The sequence below is a fragment of the Maribacter hydrothermalis genome (assembly GCF_001913155.1).
GTDB lineage: Bacteria > Bacteroidota > Bacteroidia > Flavobacteriales > Flavobacteriaceae > Maribacter > Maribacter hydrothermalis.
Window position 1 is genome coordinate 2,578,745 of the sequence record NZ_CP018760.1, and the last position, 24,932, is coordinate 2,603,676.

Here is a 24,932-nt window from a genome sequence, read left to right on the forward strand (position 1 = left end):
TAAACTTTAACTTTCATAAAAAATGAAATGAGTTCTGCTTGAAGAGGTATTACCTTTACTATCGTATGAAACTATTTCAATCATATATTGCTGACCACTTATAATACTATAAATAGTACTTAAATCAGTTGTGCTCTCCAGAATTAGTTCCATGTTTCCTGTAATCCCAATATATACGTCGTAATTAGCTAGATCATCATCTAAGTCTTCACCAACCCATGATATGGTTACTGTGCCATCATTATTATCGGAAACAGTGATTTCTGCTGGAAAAGGAGCGAAATTTTCAGTGCTAGTCCCTTCTGAATAAAAATTCCAAGAATTACTTTCTAAGGTTTTTTCACCTAAAACTGCAGTTACAGTCCATGAAAACAGCGTCCCTTTGGGTAAATCTATGGCGGCAGATGTTGTATTTACGGTTCTATTATCTGTAGAATTTGTTTCTTGGTTGGTAATTTCTAACTCATACGACGTTGCATTGGTAGATGCCGACCATTGAAATTCAATATTTACGCCATCGGTTCCATTGTCTTCTCCTTCGGTACAAATTAAATTGTTGTCTGGAAAAATAAGATTAAAGGAACCTAATTCTTTTTCTTTAGGTGGAGTTGGGGTATCATTATCTTTGCCGCCGCAAGATCCTACTAAAATTCCTGCTAAAATTAATTTTATAGCTAATCTCATTTTTTTACAAATTTTAAATTGATTTCCTTTTCACCATCAATTATGGTTAACATATATATCCCAGGCGAAAGATTGGAAATATTCATTTCAAGAGTCCCGTTTGTAATTTGTTTGTTTTCCAGTAATACCGTAACTCCATTTAAGTTAGTTATTAGAATTTGAGCATTGCTCATAATTTCTATACCTTCTACTTTTAATCCTTCACCTACTGGATTAGGAGAAAGAATAGCATTGTTCACCATAACGTTATCGTTATAAACACCTTGGCAAATTTTATCTGTTTCTATAGAAATAAGATTTGATCCTTTATCCAAAGGAAAAGACAACTGTTGGTTGCCGTCATTTTCAAACTGAAATGAGTATACGTTGTTATTTACTAAAACCTCATAATTTTTACTACCAGAAACTACAACACTTGCTTTCTTAGCGGTATAATCTATTACCGTTTTACCAGAAGTGAATTCTTCAGGAGTTTCTATGTTTAACGTAAATTCAATACTTGGAGCGCCAACTAATAAGCCTATCTCTGAATTAACTATTATGGTATAAGTTCCAGGTTCAAGATCAGTAACTAGTAACGTGCTACCGTTTTGCTGCGTATAATTGCTAGAAAAATTATTAGGACCAGTAATAGATACTATATGAGTCTGATTTACTTTAAATTCAACAGTAAGTATTCCGTTAGCTGTGTCAGGGCAAGAGGTACTCTTTGCTTTTGCAATTACATCGTCTGGTTTAGGTACTAAAATATCTTGGTAGCTACAACCGGTGTCACCAGTTACTGCTCCAACCGGTGTATTCTTACAAACATCAATATCGTTAGGTACCCCATCATTATCATCATCAATATCTGACAATTGACTTTCTGAACAACCAAATCTATTTACACTTTCACCATTTGGTGTATTCGGGCAAATATCATTTGTATTATTAACCCCGTCATTATCATCATCTAATTGGCTTTCTGTACAGCCATTTTGGTTCACTGATGCGCCAGGAGAAGTATTTGGACAAAAATCATTAGAATTTTTAATACCATCATTATCATCATCACCTTCACCATCAATGCCGTTTATTTTAATGGTAAACGAATTTCGATATAATGTTAAACTTGGTACATTTGGGTTTATTATTACACAATCATAAACTCCGATATCATTTACCGTAGTTGAATTTATAATTAAAGTCGAATTTGTTTCACCAATTAAATTAGTGCCGTCTTTTCGCCATTGAAATTGATTGTTAGAATGGGACAGGCCGGTAACTGCTATGGTTGCTTCATCACCTAAATCTAATTCTATTTCTTCCTCATTATTTAAATTACGCTGTGGATGAATGTTAAATGCAGTATTTACAGAATTTATAATTGAATTATCTAAATCACCGAAGGTTAAGTTGTTGTTTTTAAGTACTACATTTTTTGAAAGGCTTGAGCTGAAAACAGGAACGTTTCCAGATAAGCTGCAATTTTCACATCCAAAAGCTCTTAGTTGTGCTAAATTTCCAATTTCCGTAGGTATACCTCCAGTTATAGTATTATTACCAAAATCGGCGGTACTCAAATTACTCATATTTCCCATTTCACTTGGGATGGTTCCTGTTAATTCATTGGTGTTAAGGATTAAAAGTTCTAATTGAGTAAGGTTTCCTATTTCGGGCGGAATGGAACCAGAAAAATTGTTGCTGCCAAACCATATAGATTTTATTGAACTTAAGTTGCCTATACTTGCAGGTAAGCTACCACTTATTTGATTGTTACTTAGATAGAAATTTTCTAAGGATGTCAGATTACCAATCTCGGAGGGTAAATTACCAGATAGATTATTATCTCGTAAACCAATCTCTTTTAATAGAATTAGATTTCCAATACTTGAGGGGAGACTGCCTGTAAAATTATTATTATCTAGCCTTAATTTTTCAAGTTTCGTTAAGTTGCCAATTTCTTGTGGTAATGGTCCGAAAAAATTGGAACGGAACAAAGCAAGATCTTCTAACTGAGTTAGATTTCCAATTTCTGAAGGTATACTGCCAGACATTTGAGTGTCACCTAGCCTAAGAAAAACTAATTTAGTTAGGTTGCCAATTTCTGGTGGAATTGTGCCCGATATGTTTGTAGAGAATATATTTAATTCTAAAAGTTCGGTAAGATTATAAATTTGAGATGGTATTTCGCCTGTTAAATCATTATTTCCAAGTACTAAACTTTTAAGATTAGTTAGGTTACTTAATTCTTGTGGGATAGTCCCTGTCAGTTGATTGCCGTAAAGGCTTAAATAAGTCAATGAGGTTAAATTACCTAAGAATACTGGTATAGGACCAGATAATTGATTTAAGGTAAAATCCAATTGCTGAATAGCGCTCAAATTGCCAAGTTCTATTGGTAATGCACCGGTAAGATTGTTAGAGTTTAGTAGTAAAACTTCTAAATTTGATAATTTGCCTAATTCACTCGGAACATTCCCCGTTAATTGATTTGTACGGAGATTTAGTCTTTCTAATTTCAACAAATTTCCAAATTGTGCTGGAATTTCTCCAGTAAGATTATTTCGCCCAAGGTCTATCCATTCTAACTCTGTAAGATTTCCAATTTCAGCTGGAATTTCTCCTGTTAAATTGCGACTATCTAAAACTAGAGTCCTTACCCTTCCTTCTGTATTCAATGTTAATCCAGGCCAAGTGCTAATATCAGCATTAAAGTCCCATGAAACAGTCCAGTTGTCTCCATCTGTAGCATTGTAAAGGGCAATTAAAGCATCACGGTCTGGGTTGGTTGTTGCGTCGTCATCCAAAACTTGTAAATTGTCGACTATTATTGAGCTTGCAGGATTTGTATTGGCTCTAAAAATTAACTCAAATGCATAGTCTTCTTCAGTATCCGTATCAAAATCAAAAGTATAGGTATGCCAAGCTCCGTCACTTTCTAAAGGTATAAATTCATGAATATATTGAATGGTATAACTTCCTTCGTCCTTTACGATATCCAAGTATGCACTTAGATTATTACCTGTTTCTGTGCTAATCTTATAATCAAAAGAGAAGGTATGATTTGCATTTGATGTTAAACTTATTACACTGGTATTCCATGTACTAAGTGTGGTTTGGTTTGCTAATGTATTATTTAAACCTAATCCTAGTGCAAAATTACCATCTGTTGCATCGCTGCTTTTAATGATATCATTTGCATTAGTAATACTCCAATTATCGGGTGTTTCAGGATTGCCTGACCAATTTTCAAAACTGAAATTCGTTAAATAGTTTGCTTGTGAAAATCCATTAAGAGAAAACAAGATGGTTGCTACAAAAAGCAGTTTAGTGTAGTTTTTTAGCATAGGTCGGTTTTATTATTTATTTAACGCTAAAATGATAGGCACTAGTATTTAACTGCAATCTTATTCGATATAACACTACATTTTTTTCTTATAAAATTTTAGTAAAACTTATATTCTAACTAATGTGCAACTAGCCAGTTATCTCCTATGCCGACTTCAACATCTAATGGCACCGCAATTTTATATGCGTTTTCCATTTCAGATTTAATTAAAGATTTCAGTTCATCTAGTTCTGGTTTGTAAATATCGAACACTAATTCATCATGTACCTGTAATAGCATTTTAGATTTGTAATTGCCTTCCTCAAGCTTTTTATGAATGTTGATCATGGCAATTTTTATGATATCCGCTGCACTACCTTGTATAGGCGCATTTACGGCATTACGCTCTGCTGCACCACGAACAATGGCATTGCTGCCGTTGATGTCTTTTAAATAGCGTCTTCTGCCCAAAACTGTTTGTACATACCCATTATCACGTGCAAAATCTACTTGCTCGCTCATATAGTTTCGAAGTTTAGGGTAGGTTTTGTAATAGGTATCAATAAGCTCTTTTGCCTCAGACCGAGATAAGTCTGTTTGGTTGCTTAAGCCAAAAGCAGAAACACCATAGATAATACCAAAGTTTACGGTTTTTGCGTTACTACGTTGTTCCCTAGTTACTTCTGCCAATGGTACATCAAAAACTTTGGATGCCGTAGAAGCGTGAATATCTTCACTATTTTTAAAGGCTTCTATCATGGTGGTCTCTTCGCTTAATGCTGCAATAATACGTAGCTCTATTTGTGAGTAATCAGCCGCTAATAAAGTGTAGTTATCATCTCTAGGGATAAAGGCTTTTCTTACTTGGCGACCTCTCTCTGTTCTAATAGGGATGTTTTGTAAGTTAGGGTTATTACTACTTAAACGACCTGTTGCGGCCACGGTTTGCATATAGTCTGTATGCACCCTACCTGTAGAAGGTTCTACTTGTTCTGGCAATGCATCTACATACGTACTTTTTAGTTTGGCAAGACCTCTATAATCAAGTACATTTTGAATGATTTCATGGTCTTTTGCTAAGTAAGACAATACATCTTCTGCAGTGGAATACTGACCAGTTTTTGTCTTCTTAGGCTTGGCTACTAATTTTAATTTATCAAAGAGGATTTCACCTAATTGTTTCGGAGAGCCAATATTGAATTCTTCACCCGCAACTTCGTATATCTTCTTTTCAAGGTTGATAATATCGGAATTTAAATCGGACGAAAGTGAATTTAGAAATTCTTCATCTAAATTAATGCCTTCCAGCTCCATATCCGCTAATACTCGTAATAAAGGAATTTCAATATCTTTAAACAACTTTTCTGTATTCGCTTCTTTTAATTCTGGTCTAAAATGTTGTGCCAGTTGATAGGTAATGTCTGCATCTTCAACCGCATATTCCGTTTGTTTTTCTAAAGGAACCTCGCGCATGCTCAATTGATTCTTTCCTTTTTTACCGATAAGTTCAGTAATGGAAACTGGAGTGTAGTTTAGATACGTCTCTGCCAATACATCCATATTATGTCGCATGTCAGGATTGATGAGATAGTGTGCCAACATGGTATCGAATAAAGGTCCCTTTACATCAATATTGTACTTGTCCAATACTTTAATGTCGTACTTTAAATTCTGACCTATTTTTTCAATTTGCTCGGCTTCAAAGAATGGGCGCAGCTCTTCTAAAAGTGCCTGTGCTTCTTCTTTATTATCAGTGAAGGGAATGTAATATCCTTTGGTGGCTTCCCAAGAGAAAGCAATACCTACCAGTTCTGCCGTTAATGGATTTAACCCTGTAGTTTCGGTATCAAAACAAACCGAAGTTTGTTGCATAAGACTTTTTAGAAACAACTTCATGGCCATACCCGGCGCAACACTTTGGTACGAGTGTGCTACATCGGCAATAGTTCGCCTGCTTGAGTAATCTTTTATTGTAGCACCAGAATCTGCAGGACTTCCAAATAAAGAAAACTGTCCCGATCCGGCATCCTGTATTTCTTTTTTTGCAGTTGGTGCGCTTGATGTTTGTTCTGGAGTTTCCTCGGCTTCTGATGAAAATAATTTTATAAATTGGTCTTTAAGTCTTCTAAACTCTAACTCTTCAAATATTTTCTGAACTTCCTCGGCATTTGGTTCCGACATTTCATAATCGCTGGCATTAAACGTAACATCAACATCCAAACAAATAGTAGCTAATTTTTTAGACAGAAGTCCCAATTCTTTATTTGCTTCTACCTTTTCTTTCATCTTCCCTTTAAGCTTATCTGTATTGGCAAAAAGATTTTCCATGGAATCAAAATCGGTAATAAATTTCTTTGCTGTTTTGTCGCCAACTCCTGGTAGCCCAGGGATGTTATCACTGGCATCACCCATCATTCCTAGATAGTCTATAACCTGTTCCGGTCTTTTTACTCCAAATCGTTTTTGAACCTCAGGAATGCCCCAAATCTCGATTCCGTTACCCATTCTTGCAGGGCGATACATAAATATATTTTCTGATACTAACTGCCCAAAATCTTTATCCGGGGTTACCATAAAGACCTTGTATTCTTCTTTTTCAGCTTGTTTTGCCAAAGTTCCAATGATGTCATCTGCCTCCCATCCTTCTTTTACAACCACAGGAATATGCATCGCCTTTAGAATATCTTGAATATAAGGTACGGCAATACGTATAGCGTCTGGTGTTTCTAACCTATTGGCTTTATATTCTGGAAAAAGGTCGGTACGTTCTGTACTTCCTCCTTTATCAAAACAAACCGCTAAATGATCGGGATTTTCACGACGGATAACATCAAATAATGAGTTCATAAATCCCATAATTGCAGAAGTATCCATGCCTTGGGAATTTATTCTTGGGTTTTTTATAAGTGCGTAGTAACCACGGAATATTAGCGCGTATGCATCTAGTAAAAAGAGTCTTTTTTGGTCTGCCATTTTTCAGTATTGATTGTAAAATATTAAAAGTACAAATTGATAGGGAAACAACAGGTGAGATTGCGCTATTGCTTCTTCAATAAATAAAGTTGAAACCTAATATTAACTTTTTAAATAACTATCAGAAGGATTATTTATATGACCTTCTTTCGTGTAAGTTCTATAGGTAAACCCTGGGTGAATACAGTAGCCGCCTGTTTCTCCTTTTTTATTTATAGCTATAAAACCTATTTGAAAATCTTGTTTGTCTTTATTTTTTGCGATGATGCGTTTTACGCCTTCTTCGCATGCCTCCTGTGGCGATTTTCCTTGGCGCATTAATTCAACAATTAGGAAACTGCCCACCGTTCTAACCACTTCTTCGCCTACACCTGTTGCGGTAGCTCCACCAACTTCGTTATCCACGAATAGTCCGGCACCGATAATAGGCGAGTCACCAACTCTACCTGCCATTTTGTAGGCCATTCCGCTAGTGGTACAAGCACCTGCAATATCGCCATCGGTATCAATTGCTAGCATTCCTATTGTATCGTGATTTTCGATATTAATAATCGGTTTGTACTGTGATGTTTTTTTCCACTCTTCCCAAGCTTGTTTCGATTCTTCCGTCAATAGTTCGGTTTTTTCAAAGCCTTGCTCATAAGCAAACTGTTCGGCACCTTTACCGGCAAGCATGACATGGGGCGTTTCTTCCATTACTTTTCTCGCCACTGAAATAGGGTTTGCAATATTTTGCATTGCCAAAACAGCCCCACAATTACCATCTTTGTCCATAATACAGGCATCTAAAGTAACGTTGCCATCTCTGTCCGGTCTTCCACCATTGCCTACGGTACTATTACTTAGGTCGTTTTCTTCAACCATAACACCTTGGTGAACAGCATCTAAGGCATTACCTCCTTTTTGTAAAACTTCCCATGCTTTGGCAGTAGCGTTTCCAAAATCCCAAGTGCAAATTGCTATTGGAATAATTCCTGCTTTGGTGGTTGCTTTTGTTGCAGGTATTTCTTGGCACGAAGCTAATATGGGCGCAGAAACTATACCGGCCGCTAAGGTGCTAGAATTTCTTAGAAACTTTCTTCTTTTCATGGGTTTGGTTCTTTACTTTTAGTGACCTTAAATATAACAATATGAAAGTAGAAGTTTGTGCAAATTCTTTAGAATCTGCCTTGGTTGCGGAACATGCTGGTGCAGACCGTATTGAGCTGTGTTCAGAATTGGCGGTGGGTGGATTAACACCTTCTTATGGATTGTTAAAAGCTGTAAAAGAACAAGTATCTATTCCCGTTCATGTATTAATTAGGCCAAGAAGTGGAGATTTTACCTATTCTGATGATGAGATGAATATTATGCTCTCTGATATTGAACTTTGTTTAGAATTAGGTTTTGATGGAATTGTATCCGGAGTGCTTTTAAAAGATTTTTCTTTGGATGTACACCGAACTCAAAAGTTAAAGGCCGTAGCGGGTAATTTAAAATTCACGTTTCATAGAGCTTTTGATTGGATTAGGAATCCGTTTGAAGCATTAGCTCAGCTTGAGACTATGCAAGTGGATTATATATTATCCTCAGGTCAACAAAAATCGGCACCTTTGGGAATTGAATTTTTATCCGAATTAAAAAGAAAAAGTAAGACGGTACAAATTATGCCTGGGTCTGGTGTAAATGCTGAAAATGTCACCATTTTTAAGAATAAAGGCTTTAAGGCGGTCCATCTATCAGGTTCAGCTATGGTTCAAACATTACCTGAAATACCTATAATTTCTATGAATTCGGAGCGTTTTTTGAGCGATGATTGTATTGCACTTACCCAATTAGAAAATATAAAAGCAGTAGTAACCAAGGTTAAATAAAATGCAAATAAGCGCATATACCACTGTTATACAGATATCTTTGTAAAAATTTTAATAATGATTCGTTGGTTTATTTTTATCATAGCTTATGTTGCCCTAAGTTTTTATGTTCTTCAGGCATTAAGAACTATTACCAAACAGCCTTGGTGGTCGTGGGTCTATATTGCAGTATCATTATTTGTTATGATAAATTTTATTTATCAATTTACTGTTGGTGAGGAGACTGGTCGTGTTTTAAGTATACCTAAAAGTTACGCATTTGGGTTTTTATTGACCATGCTCACCTTCAATATTATTACGATTCTTTTTCTTTTTTCCGAAGATTTATATAGAATAACTTCTGGGTTGTATCAAAAACTTTTTGGTGAAGAAAAACAATTTGGCTTACCTGCTCGAAGGCGATTTCTTAGTTTAATGGCTTTAGGTATTGCAGCTATTCCTTTTGGTGCTCTTTTATATGGAATGTATAAAGGGAAATATAACTTTAAAGTTTTGAAATATGATTTAGAGTTTGAAGATTTACCCGATAGTTTTGATGGGTATCAAATCACCCAAATATCAGATATACATAGTGGTAGTTTCGATGATAGAAAAATGATTGAATATGGAGTGGGTTTAATTAATAAGCAAAAAAGTGATGTGCTATTGTTTACAGGTGATATGGTGAATAATATGACCTCAGAAATGGAACCTTGGGCAGATTTGTTCAGCACATTGGAAGCTAAAGATGGAAAGTTTTCAGTGCTAGGCAATCATGATTACGGCGATTATATTCCATGGGAAACAGAAGAGTTGAAACATCAAAATTTAGAAGACTTAAAAGCACTGCAAAAGCAAATGGGTTTTGACCTTTTGCTTAATGAACATAGATACCTTCAAAAAGGAGATGATAAAATTGCTTTGGTAGGAGTCGAGAATTGGGGTAAAGGCGGATTTAAAAAAGCTGGGGACCTAAAAAAAGCTGCTTCACAAATTAAAGAGGATGATTTTAAGATATTAATGAGCCATGATCCATCGCATTGGGAAATGGAAGTGATACAAGATGCTTATCATTATCATTTAACCTTAAGTGGTCATACGCACGGTATGCAATTTGGTATTGAAATTCCTGGTTGGGTTAAGTGGAGCCCAGTGAAATGGCGTTATCCGTATTGGGCAGGTATTTACAAAGAAATGGGTCAATTTATTAATGTAAATAGAGGTTTCGGATTTTTAGGCTACCCGGGTAGAGTGGGAATTTGGCCAGAAATTACTGTTATTACATTAAAGAAAAAGGCATTAACATGATTTTAACCTAATTACACAATCACAAATACGTTGCCAAGGGTAGTATTTTAACAATTTTTATTACATTTGGGTAACATAGTAAAGCATTTTTTATGTCCAAATTTGGTGAACTTATAGATTTACAAGTACCCGTTCTTCTCGATTTTTATGCTGAGTGGAATGAGCAGTCTACCGCAATGCATCCTGTTTTAAGAGATGTTGCCGCCGCGTTAGGTGATAAAGGGAAAGTAATAAAAATTGATGTGGATAAAAATAAAGAACTTTCACAAGCCTTACGTGTTAAAGGGCTGCCAACGCTAATGATTTATAAAAAAGGTGAGATGGTATGGCGCCAAAGTGGTGAGCAAGATGCAAATACGCTTATTGGTATTCTAAAAGAATACATTTAAACTTCTTTAAATTTTTTTTTACTTAAATAGAACTTTGGGCTTTCGCCCAAAGCTTATTGTTGTGTAGTAATATCAATGGTATCTTCTAAGATATCTGTTCTGGTGTTGTCCGGTAATATGGTGTCGGATACGGGCATGGTATCCATCATGTCTGGGTCGGACTGTAGCATTTCTTCTCGCAGATCCATATTATCTTCATCTTTATAAAAATGTTGGAACTTATCGATATATTCATTGAAAATCAAAGTTTCTTTCTCCGCAGTTTCTTTAGTGTCGTTTGCAATAATTATATCTATGTTTCGTCTATAGGCTTCCATATCAGCAATTATATCATCAATGCTATTATATTGCTCATCTAAACTTATAGAAGAATAGTAGGTTAGCCGTTCTTGATATTTTGTTTTTATTACTTCAAACAGATCACGAGCTTTTTGACTTTCTCCTACTTTGTAATATCCATCTATAAAAGGTTCGATTAAAGTATAGTAACCAAATTTTTCTACCGGCATATTAGTTAAGGAAATTTCAATAATATCCTTAGCCTTATCCATTTTATTCTCATTGATTAATGTTTCCATTAAACGAGCTAAATTTCCTCTGAAAGATACACTCTGAATACGAGTTTGTGTGTCGTGATATATATCACCGCCTGCATTTCCCCAATCCCATCCTGTAACTATATCGTACATTAGTTCGGAGTCAATTCTACCTAGTTCAAAAGCATTTGGCCTTTCCGTACGAATCGGTACTAATTTGTAAGCTAGACCATCTAATTGTAAATAGTCTTTCATCCATAAATATTCAGCATCATCAAAACTACCTCCAGAGAAATATAAAGGACGTTTCCAATCATTATTAGCCAAAATATCTAGCATCATCATGCTTTTTTTGGTTATGGCTCCTGGTAAATCAATATCTATAAATTCAACTATTTGGTCAGCATCTTTTTCTTTAACCAAGCCGCTGTTCAAGACATTTTGCTTATTTACAGGAACTCTAATTTTATTAGTAGGGTAGTAGACCATATTTTGAGTGTCTTCAGAATACTGACTTAAATCTGCCCCGTTTTGTTCAAATAAATACTTTAGCTTAGTTCTTGGTTTGTCGCTGTCGATCCAATTTATGAAATCTTTTATAGGCCATCTGTTTTCTGTAATACCTTGGTGGTATAGTACATCTCTTGATCCCCATCGGTATTTTTCATGTGAAATTTGAGAAGGTATTGGTGCACTTTCATATGCTGCAACTTTCATTTGATCCACATACCAATCTGTTTCAAAAAGGCTGGTACATACAATACGAACATCTGTTCTGTAATTTTCAATTTCTTGGGCATACCAAATTGGGAACGTATCATTATCGCCAATGGTGAAAAGTATAGCCCCAACATCTTCTTGGCACGAATCTAAATATGCCTTAGCAGATGAGTTAGCAGTAAAACGGTTAGATCGGTCATGGTCATCCCAATTTTGTACAGCCATTACAGTTGGCACGGCTAATAAGGTAATTAAAACAACTGCTGGGGCTAATATTTTAGGAGTAATCCAATCTTTAAAACTATCATAAAGTCCGTAAACTCCTAAACCTATCCAAAGAGCAAATATATAGAACGACCCGACTAAAGAATAATCACGTTCACGAGGCTGAAAAATGCCAGGATTTGTGTAAAACTGAATGGCCAGCCCTGTAAATAGGAAAAATATTAATAATACCCAAAATTGCTTTTTGTCTTTTGATACTTGAAAAACTATACCTATAATTCCTAGAATTAGTGGAAGGAAAAAATAGGTGTTTCTTCCCGGATTGTTTTTTATATCGCTAGGTAAATTTTCTTGGCTACCTAGTCGCCAGCTATCTATAAAGTTAATTCCACTTAACCAGTTTCCATTTTCATTATAACGACCTTGTACATCATTCTGCTTACCAACGAAATTCCACATAAAATATCGTAAATACATATAGTTGAATTGAAATTCTACCATGTATTTAATATTGTCCCAGACCGTTGGTGGTTGAACTTCAATATATTCATCAAATCGTTTTAAAAAACTGATGTATTGATCGGCTCCAATTTCACCATTTGCAAAACCTACTTTTATCTGGTCAGCGGCCTGCCTTAATTCTTGATTTGGTTGCGTGATTCTAAAATCTAAAGCGCCAAAATAGCGCATATAATTTTCTGCATTTTGGGAGCTCCACATTCTAGGTAATAGCCCTTGATGTTTAGGGTTTGGTCCTGGAACGGCACCTTTATATTTGTTTACTATGATATACTTTCCAAGGGTGTAATCTTTTTCATATTTTGGTTTTCCATCTTGGTTTTCACCAGAGGGAGCAAACATATCCGAATAATAAGAACCATAAATAGGGCTATCTACACCTGGATATTGTTCTCTGTTATAATATGCTAAAAGAGCTCTAGCGTCTTCTGGGTTGTTCTCATTTATCACCACTTTAGCATTTGCTCTAATTGGTAACATTAGCCATGAAGAGAATCCTAAGAACAAGAACATTAAGCACAGTACAATGGTGTTACCAATTTTATAATCGTTTTTACGAGTATAATTTAATCCAAAATAAAAAGCAGCGATGAAAACCAGTCCAATAATTATAGACCCTGAATTAAATGGTAATCCAATACTATTAATAAAAAACACCTCTCCCCATCCAAAAAGTTTTAAAACATAAGTAAGCGAAAATTTATAAACCAGCATTAATATTGCTATTACAATGATATTCGCCAACAAAAAATTCTTTACTGTTGTCTTCTTATACGTTTTAAAGTAATATAATAGGCCAATAGATGGTATGGCTAAAAAGCCCATGAATTGAATACCGAATGTAAGTCCCACAACAAAAGATATTAGGACAATCCATTTATTTCCACGCGGGTCGTTAAGATTGTCTGTCCATTTTAAGCCTAACCATAATAACAAAGCCATTATAAAACTTGCCATTGCGTAAACTTCGGTTTCTGCTGCATTAAACCAAAAACTATCTGAAAATGTGAATGCTAATGATCCAACCATTGCGCTTCCAAAAACGGCAATTGCTTTACTGTTAGTAAAAGGGCCATCGTTATCAATTAGTTTTCTGGTAATATTGGTAATGGTCCAAAACATGAACAAAATAGTAAAAGCACTAGAAACCCCCGATACAAGGTTTACCATCTTAGCTACTTGACTATGATCAAATGCAAACATAGAAAAGAAAGCACCTATCATTTGAAGAAGAGGAGCTCCGGGTGGGTGCCCAACTTGAAGCTTGGCAGCAGTAGCAATGTACTCTCCCGCATCCCAAAAACTATTGGTAGGCTCTACGGTAATATAATAGGTAATAAGGGCTATGAAAAATACGGACCATCCTAATAATGTGTCCCACTTGTGGTAGTTCTTTGAAAACATGAAACTTGGGTTAAACCTAAGTGGCGAATTTACTAATTAATAAATAAAGGAATACACTATTTTTATAAACCTTTAACAAGCTGAAAAAACTATTTTTTAATTTTTACATTAAAAAATGTTTGGTGAAACGAAACTTTGTTTTAAATTTGCAGCCTCTTAAAAAGGTATTGGCCCATGGTGTAATGGTAACACTTCGGTTTTTGGTACCGTCATTCAAGGTTCGAGTCCTTGTGGGCCAACTAAGAGAATATAAAATCCCGATATCCTTAAGATATTGGGATTTTTGCTTTTTATCCCACTTGTGTCATATGAAATTGTTTGTTTTTAGATTTTATATAGCGCTTCTGCGAACTGTTAATATGAAGAAATCGTTAATAACAATGTGAGTATTTTTGTACATTTAATCTAATAACGTTACAAATTCATCGGAAAAGAAACCATTTCAGTGTTGTAATGTTATAATTTAGCACCCTAAATAACTTAACCTTATGAATCTTTCTCCAAAAGTTTTAAAAATTATATTAATCGTACTATTGATTTCATTTGGCATAGGTTTTTATATGCAAGATCTGAAACATGAAGAGAGTACGGTTCATGCATGGAAGGCAAATCGATATAATCTAGACCGTTTTAATAAGATTATGGAGTATAATAAGAAAATGAATTCTTCTAACTGGAAAATTTTTCGAGATAGTATTGACCAGCAATTAGACACCTTAATGATACTACGATTTAGGAAGGAAGTTGATAGCATTGGTAATGAGCAACTTGAAGCTCGTAATGATCAGGTTGAGGTGTTTGCCTCGTTTGGTTCTCAATAGTTTTTCTTATTGTTTATTTCTTTAGTTGCGATTTGCTGCAAAACTTTTTTGGTCTTTGTGTTTAGTTTTAGAGCTTGAAAGTAATTGCTGTTTATAATCTGCTTTTTGCTTTTAACAACATTTCGACAATTTTTATGGGTAATTTAAGTTTTGAAAGTTGATTATTTGTTTAGGAGCGGCTTAAATACATTAAACTACAACCTTCAATTTCATTGGTTATTGTTAACTATGGTCTTTTGGTTCATGATTTTAAAGGACGTGTTTTTCATAAAATCCAAACGATTTTATTGTTTATCTTTATACGGGAATCAATTAGCTGTAATTACGGTATTGTAGGAAATTAAAATTGTTGTATATTTGCAATGCTGAAAGGATATAAAAGTATTCATGAGGGGACAATTAGTCCCCTCTTTTATTACTTGTTATTTATGCTAAAGGAAAAAGTTAAGGAATTATTGGAACAAGGTCTTGAAGAAGATCCATCCCTGTTTTTAATAGATTTTACTATGGGTGCTGATAATAGCATACATGTGGTAATTGACGGTGACCATGGGGTTACGGTAAGTGACTGTATAAAAATAAGTAGAGCAATTGAGCATAATTTAGATAGAGAGGAGCATGACTTTTCCCTGGAAGTTGCTTCGGCAGGTGCCTCTGCTCCACTTATTATGCCGCGTCAGTATTTAAAAAACGTTGGAAGAAAACTAGAGGTTGTTACAAAAGAACAGAAAGTTGAAGGTAATTTAACTGCTGTTAATGAAAATTCTATTGTTTTGGAATGGAAGGCAAGAGAACCAAAGCCTATAGGAAAAGGCAAAGTAACGGTTCAAAAAAGAGAAGAATTAAATTTTTCAGATATTATTAAAGCAAAAGTTGTATTAAAATTTTAATTGTAATTACCAATGGAAAATATTGCGTTAATTGAATCTTTCTCAGAGTTTAAGGACGATAAGTTCATAGACAGGGTAACATTGATGGCTATTTTGGAAGATGTTTTTAGAAATGCGCTAAAAAAGAAGTTTGGTTCAGATGATAACTTTGACATCATTATTAACCCAGATAAAGGGGATTTAGAAATTTGGCGAAACCGTATTGTAGTTAATGATGGTGAGGTCGAAGAGCCAAATGAAGAAATTTCCTTGACAGCAGCTCGTAAAATTGAGCCAGATTTTGAAGTAGGAGAAGATGTTTCCGAGGAAGTTAAGTTAATTGATTTAGGAAGAAGAGCAATTTTGGCATTACGCCAAAACCTTATTTCTAAAATTCATGAGCATGATAATACAACGATATATAAGCACTTTAAAGACTTAGAAGGCGAAATATATACAGCTGAGGTTCATCACATTCGCCACAAGGCGATTATTTTGTTGGATGATGAAGGAAATGAGATAATTTTACCAAAAGATAGACAAATACCTTCGGATTTCTTTAGAAAAGGCGATAACGTTAGAGGTGTAATTGAAAGTGTTGAATTGAAAGGAGCGAAACCTACTATTATTATGTCAAGAAGTTCGCCTAAGTTTTTAGAGCAGTTATTCTTTCAGGAGATACCAGAAGTTTTTGATGGATTAATCACGGTAAAGAAGGTGGTTCGTATACCAGGCGAAAAGGCAAAAGTTGCTGTTGATTCTTATGATGACCGTATAGATCCTGTTGGTGCTTGTGTTGGTATGAAGGGTTCTAGGATTCATGGTATTGTTCGTGAATTAGGAAATGAAAACATCGATGTTATAAACTGGACCGCCAACCCACAATTATTGGTTACCAGGGCTTTGAGTCCGGCTAGAGTTTCTTCTGTAAAATTAAACGACGAGAAAATGACTGCACAGGTATATTTGAAACCAGAAGAGGTTTCAAAGGCAATTGGTAGGGGAGGTCATAATATAAGATTAGCTGGTCAATTAACTGGTTATGAAATAGATGTATTTAGAGAAGGAGTGGAAGAGGATGTTGAATTAACCGAATTCTCTGATGAAATTGATGCTTGGATTATTGAAGAATTCAAGAAGATTGGAATGGATACAGCTCGTAGTGTCTTAGAACAAGATGTTGCGGATTTGGTAAAACGTACAGATTTAGAAGAGGAAACAATTGTGGAAGTTGTGCGTATCTTAAAAGAAGAATTAGAAGATTAGCTATATATTAGCACTTAAATAAAGAACGGGAATCAGTATTTATGGCAGACAATGCAAAAATAAGGCTTAATAAAGTTCTACGCGAACTTAATATTTCCTTGGATAGGGCAGTGGACTTTCTTAACGGAAAAGGACATGATGTGGAAGCGAGGCCTACCACTAAAATTTCCGATGATATTTATCAAGTACTGCTTGATGAGTTTCAAACGGATAAGAGTAAAAAGGTTGCATCTAAGGAAGTAGGTGAAGAAAAACGTAAGGAGAAGGAGGCAATTAGAGTTCAATTAGAAAAAGAACAAGAAGATCGTCGTCTTGCCCGTGAACGTAGAAATACTGATGCCGAACAAAATACTTTAGTTGGTAAAGTTGAGCTTGCTGGCCCTAAAATGGTAGGTAAAATCGATCTTAACCCTAAGAAAAAAGTAGAAGAGGAACCTGTGAAGGAAACTCCGAAAGCAGAGGAAAAGGTTGTTCCGAAGGTTGAAGAAAAAACTGCACCTAAGGTAGAAGTTAAAGAAACTAGGAAGGTGGTATTGCAAGGACCTAGGATAATATCTCAGCCTACGCAAAAGCCGGAAGTTAAGAAAGAAGAGGCTAAGGAAGATGCTTCAAAAGGTACTACACCTAAAATTGAAGAGACTCAGAAACCCGATGATAAAAAGGAATCTGGAAAAGTAGAGTCCTCTGCGGAAAATGCCGCTGAATCTGAAGCTCCGAAAACTATTGAGACCCAGTATCAAAAACTTACCGGTCCTAAAATAGCCGGTGAGAAAATTGACTTAAGCAAATTTGAGAAGCCTAAGAAAAAGAAGGAGGAAAAGAAACCAGTAGATAAAGGAGCTGGAGCTGATCGGAAAAAGAGGAGAAGAAGAATTGTTACAAAAAATCCAACTGGACCGGGTCAAACCAGAACAGCTTCAAATACTGGAGATAGAAATAAAGGAAGAGGAAGGTTTGCCCCTGTTGCCAAGGTGGAGCCTACTGAAGAAGATGTTCAAAAACAAGTGCGTGAAACCCTGGAAAAACTTCAAGGTAAATCCAAAAAGGGCAAAGGTGCTAAATATAGAAGAAGTAAAAGAGATCAGCATCGTGAACAGACTGAGAAAGATTTAGAGCAACAGGAACTAGAAAACAAAGTACTTAAAGTTACTGAGTTTGTTACGGCTACGGAGGTTGCAACTATGATGGGTGTTTCTACAACTGAAATAATTTCAGCTTGTATGTCCTTAGGTTTAATGGTAACGATGAATCAGCGCTTAGATGCTGAAACTTTATCTATTGTAGCTGAAGAATTTGGTTATGAAGTTGATTTTGTAACTGCAGATATCGAAGAAAGTATAGTTGAGGTTAAAGATGCACCTGAAGATTTAGAACCTAGAGCTCCTATAGTTACGGTAATGGGTCACGTGGATCACGGTAAAACTTCATTGTTAGATTATATACGTAAGGAAAATGTAATTGCAGGAGAGAGTGGTGGAATTACTCAGCATATCGGTGCATATGGGGTGACTCTGGAAAATGGAGAAAGTATAGCTTTCTTGGATACACCTGGTCACGAGGCATTTACCGCTATGCGTGCTAGAGGTGCTCAAGTAACGGATATTGCTATAATTGTAGTAGCGGCGGATGATGATATCATGCCTCAAACAAAAGAAGCAATTAGTCATGCACAAGCGGCCGGCGTTCCAATTGTTTTTGCAATAAATAAAATAGATAAATCAACAGCTAACCCAGATAAGATTAAAGAAGGTTTAGCTCAGATGAATTTATTGGTAGAAGATTGGGGCGGTAAAATACAATCTCATGATATTTCAGCTAAGACAGGTTTGGGTGTTAAAGAATTATTAGAAAAAGTTTTGTTAGAGGCTGAAATTTTAGAACTTAAGGCAAATCCTAATAAGCTTGCAACCGGTACTGTGGTTGAGGCATTCCTAGATAAAGGTAAAGGTTATGTGTCTACTGTTTTAGTGCAGTCAGGAACATTAAAAATAGGTGATTATGTATTGGCGGGGACCACTAGTGGTAAAATAAAGGCAATGCAAGATGAAAGAGGAAACCTAGTAACTAAGGTTGGTCCTTCTAGACCAATTTCAATTTTAGGTCTTGACGGTGCTTCTCAAGCTGGTGATAAATTCTATGTTTTAGAAGATGAACGCGAAGCAAAACAAATTGCATCACGTAGGTCTCAATTACAACGAGAGCAATCAGTAAGAGCACAACGTCATATTACGCTTGATGAAATTGGAAGAAGAATTGCTTTAGGGGAGTTTAAGGAACTTAATATAATACTTAAAGGTGATGTGGATGGTTCTGTTGAAGCATTGACCGACTCGTTCCAGAAATTGTCAACCGATGAAATTCAAGTAAATATTATACATAAAGCCGTTGGTCCAATTACGGAATCAGATGTGTTGTTAGCATCAGCTTCGGATGCAGTAATAATTGGGTTTAACGTTAGGCCAATGGGTAATGCTAAAGCTATTGCTGAAAAAGAAGAAATCGATATCCGTATGTATTCTATTATATATGCAGCTATTAATGATCTTAAAGATGCAATGGAAGGTATGTTGTCTCCGGTAATGAAAGAGGAGATTTCTGGTACAGCTGAAATTAGAGAGACATTTAAAATTTCCAAAATAGGTACTATCGCTGGTTGTATGGTAACAAGTGGTAAAATCTTTAGAAACTCTAATATTCGTTTAATTCGTGATGGAGTTGTGATTTACACAGGAAATCTGTCTTCTTTAAAACGATTTAAAGATGATGTTAGAGAGGTAGCTAAAGGTTATGATTGTGGACTTCAAATTAAAAATTATAATGACATCAATGAAGGTGATATCGTTGAGGCATTCCAAGAAGTAGCTGTAAAGAAGAAATTGAAGTCAAAATAAGAAACTAGGTGTATACTAGTTAAATAATATACAACAAAAAAAATCGACCTAATTGGTCGATTTTTTTGGTTTTAATAACATTGCGTCAGGATATTTAAGACGCACTTCATTGAATTTACGTTCTGCGTCCAATCTAGATGTAAATCGACCTATGCGCACCCGATAGGTAGGCGAGTCAAAATCAATTTTAGACACTAAATCAGGGAAATCTATTTCTACATTAGCTTTAATACTTTGTGCTTTAGTGTGATCGCCGAAGCCAACTTGTATTCTGTAGTATTCATTATTACTTAATGAAGACTTGTAAATTTCAAGTAATTGATCAATTTTCTGGTCTTGTTGAATATTGACTTTAGCAGATTGAGAATAGTTAAAGTTAATAATGCAGGTAAAAAGAACAATGGTACTTAGTGTTTTCATAAGCTTTTTAAAGTTTTATTTTTGAATCTAGACAAAAGTAAATTATTAAGGATCAAACAAATAAATGAAACTTTATTTAGAATATTTCTAAATTGTAAATTATAAATACATTAACATTTTTCAAATAAAGTCTATGTTGTATTTTTGTCTCCGATTTAGGCATTTGATGGAAAATTAATTGGTTTCATCTATGACCAAAATCATGCCAAGATTCCGATAGAAATATTCGATATATGAAAAAGGTTCCATACCGAAATCAGTTTTCTAAAATTTTAGGATTACCCCTAATACTTTTTTTACTTTTCGCAAATTCATTGATTGCGCAAGATGCTCCTGTGGAAGCAGTTTCGGAAGAGGCTGTTGCTGGTGGAGGAGATGCCGTGAATGGCAAGGCTTTGTTTAATCAGAACTGCGCTGCTTGTCATGCGTTAAATCGTAAAATGACCGGTCCCGCATTGGAAAATGTAGAAAGTAGATTAAGTGAAGACGAAGGCTTAGATAAACAGTGGTTGTACGATTGGATTAAGAATAGTCCAGCTTTAATTAAGTCAGGTGATGCTTATGCTAACAAGATATATGCAGAGTATAATCAGGCTGCAATGACAGCTTTCCCAACCTTATCAGATGGTGATATAGATGATATTTTAGCGTATACTGCTGCTGCTCCAGCTGCTGCGCCGGCCGCTGTGGGGGGTACTGAAGTTGCTGCTGGTGAATCAGGAAGTGCTACGGGCGTATCTAATGAAATTATTCTAGGCGCATTGGTACTTGTGTTCAGCTTATTGGTTATTATGTTGTTGTTGGTGAATAAAACGTTGCAGCGTATAGCTCAGGCAAATGGTATTGTCGTTGAAAAAGAAAATGCTGAAAAAAGAACACCTATTTGGAAAGCATTTGCTCAAAATCAGTTTTTGGTTTTGGTTACTGCCATTTTATTATTATTAGGTAGTGCTTACTATGCTTATGGGTGGATGATGCAAGTTGGTGTTGATCAAGGTTATGCTCCAATTCAGCCAATACATTATTCGCATAAAATTCATGCTGGTGATAATAAGATAGAATGTAAGTACTGTCACTCTTCGGCCAGAGTTTCAAAAACATCTGGAATTCCTTCTTTGAATGTTTGTATGAACTGTCATAAGTCGGTTTATGAATATACTGGTAATCCGGAAGGACCTTCTCAAGAAGATTTGGAAAACGGATACACAAATGAATTTTATACCGGTGAGATAAAAAAATTATACAAAGCTGTAGGTTGGGATGAGGAAAATCAGAAATATACTGGTGAGAGTCAACCGGTAGAATGGGTTAGAGTACATAACTTGCCCGATTTTGCATATTTTAATCACTCACAACACGTTTCCGTTGCTGGTGTGGAATGTCAAACTTGTCATGGTCCTGTAGAGGAGATGGAAATTATGTATCAGTACTCTCCATTGACAATGGGTTGGTGTATTGACTGTCATAGAGAGACAAATGTGAAAGTTGAGGGTAATGAGTATTACGAAAAAATTCATGCAGAGCTTTCTAAAAAGTACGGTGTTGAGAATTTGACAGCTGCCCAATTAGGCGGACTGGAATGTGGTAAATGTCACTATTAATAATAATTTTAAGAAGCTAATTACAGATAATACGTATGGCATCAAACAAAAAATATTGGAAAAACGAAGCGGAGTTAAATCCTAACGATTCCATTGTTGAGGCGCTAAAGCAGAACGAATTTGTAGAGCAGATTCCTGTGGATGATTTCTTGGGTGACAAGGAAACTTTGTCTTCTACAAATACAAATCGTAGAGATTTCTTGAAGTATGTCGGGTTTAGTACTGCGGCTGCTTCTTTAGCTGCATGTGAAGGACCGGTGGTAAAATCGATTCCTTATGTGGTTTTGCCAGAAAATATAGTTCCTGGGGTTGCAAACTACTATGCAACTACTATTGCTAATGGTTTTGACTTTGCAAGTATATTAATTAAAACTCGCGAAGGTCGTCCTATTAAGGTTGAGAATAATACCTTGGCTAAGATTGGTGGTTCTGCCAATGCAAGAGTTCAGGGTTCTGTTCTTTCCTTGTACGATAGTACAAGATTGCAAGGGCCAATTTCAAATGGTGAGGCAGTTGAGTGGGATGTCCTTATGTCTGCGGTTAAAGCTAAGATGGGTGGTCTTAAGGGTTCGGCTAAAAAAGTAGCTATACTTACGCAAACATATGCCAGTCCATCAACAGATCGTTTAATGTTAGACTTGGTTGCGACTAATGAAAATGTTGTTCATGTTACTTATGACGCGATTTCTGAAGATGCGGCTTTAACTGCATTTGAAAATAAATACGGCGAACGTGCTTTAGCTGATTATGATTTTGAAAAAGCTGGACTAATTGTTTCTTTCGGTGCAGATTTTCTTGCTGATTGGCAAGGTGGTGGTTATGATGCTGGATATTCTAGAGGTCGTGTGCCTAAGAATGGTAAGATGTCAAGACATGTGCAGTTTGAGGCAAATATGTCATTAACTGGCGCTAATGCAGATAAGCGTGTGGCTATGAGGCCAAGTGCGCAAAAAGTAGTTTTGGCAAAATTATATGGAAAATTAAATGGTACTTCTGTCGGTGGTAACACTTCGGAGTATGATGTATTGGTTGATTCCATTTCAACTGAAATAAAGAAAGCTGGTTCTAATGCGGTTGTTGTAACCGGTTTGGATGATGTTAATGCTCAAGCGGTTGTTTTAGCTATAAATGAAATGCTGTCTAGTAAGGTGTATGATGCTGCAGCTCCTAAGTATGTTAGAAAAGGTAGTGTAAAAGCGGTTAATGCGCTTATTGCCGATATGAAGGCTGGTAGAATAGGTGCCTTGTTGATGGATGGAGTTAATCCATTGTACTCTTTGCCTAACGCGGCAGACTTCAAAGAGGGTTTAGAAAAAGTTGATCTTTCTGTTGCTTTCTCTACTAACTGGAATGAGACTACCGAAGCAGTTCAATATGTGGGTGCAACAAACCATTATTTAGAATCTTGGGGGGATATTCAAATTAAAAAGGGGCATTATAGTTTAATGCAACCTACTATTAAAGAATTATTCGATACGAAACAGTTTCAGACCGTAGTTTTAGAACTACTTGGTAGTGAGCAAACGTATTATGATTATATCAAAGAAACTTGGTCTTCATCTGTCCTTAACGGAGCTAGTTGGAATCAGGCATTGCAAGATGGTGTTTTCAGTACCGAAACAATGGTAGTGAATGCTGAAGGTGCAGCACAGAATGTAGTGGCAACTGAAGATGTCACAGAGGACGTAACTAATGTTGCTTTAGCTTCTGCTGTTCGTAGTTTGGTAAATACCTCTATCGATGGAATGGAGCTGACTTTATATTCTAAAGTTGGTATGGGAGATGGTCAGCAAGCAAGTAATCCTTGGTTGCAAGAGTTTCCTGATCCAATTACAAGAGTATCTTGGGACAACTATGTTACCATTTCTAAAGCAGATGCTGCTGAGTTAGGTGTAGCGAACGTAAATGTTGCCGATGGTGGTATGGATGGTAGTTATGTGAAACTTACCGTTAACGGTGTTAGCTTAGAGCAAGTGCCGGTTGTTGTTCAGCCAGGTCAAGCAAAAGGTACTGTAGGTCTTTCTTTTGGTTATGGAAAAAAAGTAGGACTGAAAGAAGATATGCAAACAGGGGTTAATGCTTTTGTATTGTATAACGATTTCAATGCTAATCAATCTGTAAGTGTTGAGAAAGTTGCGGGTAATCATGAGTTTGCTTGTGTTCAATTGCATAAAACCCTTATGGGTAGAGGAGATATCATAAAGGAAACTACATTAGAGATATTTAATACTAAAAATCATTCGGAATGGAATGAGGTTCCTATGGTTTCTTTAGATCATCAGGCGGTTCCAGCAACATCTGTTGATTTATGGGATAGTTTTGACCGTACTATAGGTCATCATTTTAATATGTCAATCGACTTAAACGCTTGTACTGGTTGTGGTTCTTGTGTTATCGCTTGTCATGCAGAAAACAACGTACCAGTAGTTGGCAAGGCCGAAGTAAGAAAATCAAGGGATATGCACTGGTTGCGTATCGATAGATATTACTCTTCAGAAGAATCATTTGAAGGTGATAATGTTAAGAAAGACGGTTTTGACGGGTTGTTTGGTGATGCAGGTTCTTTGGGTGGGTTTGGAGAATTAGAAGACCCTTCTGCCAATCCTCAGGTAGCTTTCCAGCCTGTAATGTGTCAACACTGTAATCATGCGCCATGTGAGACTGTTTGTCCTGTTGCGGCAACATCACACGGCAGACAAGGTCAAAATCAAATGGCTTATAATAGATGTGTAGGTACAAGATACTGTGCAAACAACTGTCCATATAAAGTACGTAGGTTTAACTGGTTCTTATATAATAATAATGATGAGTTCGATTTCCATATGAATAACGATTTGGGTAAAATGGTATTGAACCCAGATGTAAACGTTCGTTCTAGAGGTGTTATTGAGAAATGTTCTATGTGTATTCAAAAAACACAAAAGACTATTCTTGATGCCAAGAGAGACGGTCGTGTTATTGAAGATGGAGAATTCCAAACAGCTTGTTCTTCCGCATGTAATAATGGAGCCATTGTATTTGGTGATGTTAATGACGAGAAGAGTAAGATATCAGAATTAAAAGCGAGTGACCGTATGTACCACTTATTGGAACATGTAGGTACTCAACCAAATGTTTTCTATCACGTTAAGGTTAGAAACACCAACGAAGCATAAACAATAGTA

General features: G+C 35.9%; 15 protein-coding genes and 1 tRNA gene. 10 read left to right on the forward strand and 6 right to left on the reverse strand.

Annotated features, from left to right (window positions below):
* Positions 1–6: 6 nt before the first annotated feature.
* The 4 genes from BTR34_RS10960 to BTR34_RS10975 form a co-directional block, all read right to left on the reverse strand.
* Positions 7–684 (reverse strand): fibronectin type III domain-containing protein, encoded by a 678-nt coding sequence (locus BTR34_RS10960; RefSeq protein ID WP_068481471.1) that lies wholly within the window; start codon positions 682–684, stop codon positions 7–9.
* Positions 681–4,013, reverse strand: coding sequence for a leucine-rich repeat domain-containing protein (locus tag BTR34_RS10965; protein WP_068481474.1), 3,333 nt, complete (start codon positions 4,011–4,013; stop codon positions 681–683). Before BTR34_RS10965 ends, BTR34_RS10960 begins: the two co-directional genes overlap by 4 nt.
* A 119-nt stretch (positions 4,014–4,132) precedes the next feature.
* The gene (gene polA / locus BTR34_RS10970; protein ID WP_068481476.1) at positions 4,133–6,967 is read right to left on the reverse strand and encodes a DNA polymerase I; all 2,835 of its coding nucleotides are present in this window, start codon (positions 6,965–6,967) and stop codon (positions 4,133–4,135) included.
* A gap of 102 nt (positions 6,968–7,069) precedes the next feature.
* Positions 7,070–8,056 (reverse strand): isoaspartyl peptidase/L-asparaginase, encoded by a 987-nt coding sequence (locus BTR34_RS10975; RefSeq protein WP_068481479.1) that lies wholly within the window; start codon positions 8,054–8,056, stop codon positions 7,070–7,072.
* Between the two features lie 41 nt (positions 8,057–8,097).
* Between BTR34_RS10975 and BTR34_RS10980 the strand changes: the two genes are divergently transcribed.
* The 3 genes from BTR34_RS10980 to BTR34_RS10990 all read left to right on the forward strand — a co-directional run bounded on the left by BTR34_RS10980 (position 8,098) and on the right by BTR34_RS10990 (position 10,496).
* A complete protein-coding gene (locus BTR34_RS10980) occupies positions 8,098–8,820 on the forward strand; it encodes a copper homeostasis protein CutC (protein WP_068481482.1) in 723 nt (240 codons plus the stop codon).
* A 57-nt stretch (positions 8,821–8,877) separates the two neighbouring features.
* Positions 8,878–10,107 carry a metallophosphoesterase gene (locus BTR34_RS10985; protein WP_068481485.1) on the forward strand — a complete coding sequence of 410 codons (1,230 nt, stop codon included), beginning with the start codon at positions 8,878–8,880 and terminating at the stop codon, positions 10,105–10,107.
* A 92-nt stretch (positions 10,108–10,199) separates the two neighbouring features.
* Positions 10,200–10,496, forward strand: a complete 297-nt coding sequence (locus BTR34_RS10990) for a thioredoxin family protein (protein WP_068481488.1) — start codon at positions 10,200–10,202, stop codon at positions 10,494–10,496.
* A gap of 53 nt (positions 10,497–10,549) precedes the next feature.
* Here BTR34_RS10990 and BTR34_RS10995 read toward each other — a convergent pair whose 3' ends face one another.
* Positions 10,550–13,900, reverse strand: coding sequence for a protein O-mannosyl-transferase family (locus tag BTR34_RS10995; RefSeq protein WP_068481491.1), 3,351 nt, complete (start codon positions 13,898–13,900; stop codon positions 10,550–10,552).
* A gap of 168 nt (positions 13,901–14,068) precedes the next feature.
* Between BTR34_RS10995 and BTR34_RS11000 the strand changes: the two genes are divergently transcribed.
* From BTR34_RS11000 to infB, 5 genes are all read left to right on the forward strand, one after another.
* Positions 14,069–14,139, forward strand: a tRNA-Gln gene (locus BTR34_RS11000).
* Positions 14,140–14,388: 249 nt separating this feature from the next.
* Entirely contained in the window at positions 14,389–14,721 is a 333-nt protein-coding gene (locus BTR34_RS11005) for a hypothetical protein (protein ID WP_068481494.1), read from the forward strand.
* A 428-nt stretch (positions 14,722–15,149) separates the two neighbouring features.
* Entirely contained in the window at positions 15,150–15,611 is a 462-nt protein-coding gene (gene rimP, locus BTR34_RS11010; RefSeq protein WP_068481497.1) for a ribosome assembly cofactor RimP, read from the forward strand.
* Positions 15,612–15,623: 12 nt separating this feature from the next.
* Positions 15,624–16,856, forward strand: coding sequence for a transcription termination factor NusA (nusA, locus tag BTR34_RS11015; RefSeq protein ID WP_068481500.1), 1,233 nt, complete (start codon positions 15,624–15,626; stop codon positions 16,854–16,856).
* 41 nt (positions 16,857–16,897) lie between these two features.
* The gene (gene infB, locus BTR34_RS11020) at positions 16,898–19,747 is read left to right on the forward strand and encodes a translation initiation factor IF-2 (protein ID WP_068481503.1); all 2,850 of its coding nucleotides are present in this window, start codon (positions 16,898–16,900) and stop codon (positions 19,745–19,747) included.
* A gap of 48 nt (positions 19,748–19,795) precedes the next feature.
* On the opposite strand, the gene BTR34_RS11025 is transcribed toward infB, so the two are convergent.
* The gene (locus BTR34_RS11025; RefSeq protein ID WP_068481506.1) at positions 19,796–20,167 is read right to left on the reverse strand and encodes an SPOR domain-containing protein; all 372 of its coding nucleotides are present in this window, start codon (positions 20,165–20,167) and stop codon (positions 19,796–19,798) included.
* Between the two features lie 233 nt (positions 20,168–20,400).
* On the opposite strand from BTR34_RS11025, the gene BTR34_RS11030 reads away from it, so the two are divergent.
* The gene (locus BTR34_RS11030; protein ID WP_068481509.1) at positions 20,401–21,768 is read left to right on the forward strand and encodes a c-type cytochrome; all 1,368 of its coding nucleotides are present in this window, start codon (positions 20,401–20,403) and stop codon (positions 21,766–21,768) included.
* A gap of 35 nt (positions 21,769–21,803) precedes the next feature.
* A complete protein-coding gene (locus BTR34_RS11035; protein WP_068481512.1) occupies positions 21,804–24,923 on the forward strand; it encodes a TAT-variant-translocated molybdopterin oxidoreductase in 3,120 nt (1,039 codons plus the stop codon).
* Positions 24,924–24,932 lie beyond the last annotated feature (9 nt).